Annotated in this window: 1 protein-coding gene; it reads left to right on the forward strand. The window is 55.9% G+C overall.

Features of this window, described 5'->3' with window-relative positions; genetic code table 11:
* Positions 1-1,134, forward strand: a 1,134-nt coding sequence (locus AZ66_RS29250; protein WP_044358166.1) for an amino acid adenylation domain-containing protein, incomplete at both ends; no start/stop codon positions are given.

Genomic DNA, 1,134 nt, shown 5'->3' on the forward strand with positions numbered 1-1,134 from the left:
GATGGAGCACAGGGTAGGGCCAGAGCATATTGTAGCGCTTGCTCTGCCAAGGTCGATGGAAATGATCGTCGGCGTATTGGCTGTATTAAAGGCAGGGGCAGCCTACTTGCCGCTTGATCCTGATTATCCAGCGGAACGGCTTGCCTATATGTTGGAGGATGCGGGACCTGTATGTATCGTGACGGATCAGCGCACGATTGACAAGCTCCCAGATGGAGGGATGGGGGCCGTGCCGTGCATCTTACTGGATGATCCAGAAGTGATGCGCCAGTTAGCAAGCTCTTCCGAGTCTGATCCTGTAGAGCAGGTGTGCAGGCGCAAGCTCTCTCCTTACAGTCCGGCTTACATTATTTATACGTCCGGATCGACGGGCAAACCGAAGGGTGTGCTTGTTCCGCATCAGAACGTAATGCGGCTGTTCTCCGCAACCGAGCATTGGTTCCATTTCGGCGCCGATGATGTGTGGACGTTGTTCCATTCGTATGCCTTCGACTTCTCGGTATGGGAAATATGGGGCGCGCTGCTGCATGGCGGTCGACTAGTCATCGTGCCTCACGCTGTCAGCAGATCGCCAGAGGAGTTCCTGGGTCTGCTCGTGCAGGAGGGGGTAACGGTGCTGAATCAGACGCCGTCTGCTTTCTATCAACTCATGCAGGCAGACAGGGAGCATCCGAACCTCGGGCAAGCGCTGTCGCTGCGCTATATCGTCTTCGGAGGAGAGGCATTAGAGCTGGGTCGTCTGAGAGACTGGTACGAACGGCATGCGGATGATGCGCCGAGGCTTATTAATATGTACGGAATTACGGAGACGACAGTTCATGTCAGCTTCAATGAGCTGAATCGCAATAGCGACGTTCCGGGAGCATCCAGCCTTATCGGCGGATCGATTCCGGATTTGAGGGTGTATGTGCTGGATGATGCATTGCAGCCCGTCCCGTATGGCGTAACAGGAGAAATGTACGTATCTGGAGCAGGCTTGGCACGCGGCTATTGGGGCCGGCCGGGCTTGACGGCGGAGCGATTCGTGGCCGATCCATTTGGTCCACCTGGAAGCAGAATGTACCGCACTGGAGACTTGGCGAAGCGTGTGATTGGCGGAGGACTGGACTATTTGGGCCGTGCCGATCATCAGGT

The sequence above is a fragment of the Paenibacillus sp. E194 genome, assembly GCF_000935845.1.
Classification (GTDB): Bacteria; Bacillota; Bacilli; order Paenibacillales; family Paenibacillaceae; genus Paenibacillus_B; species Paenibacillus_B alvei_B.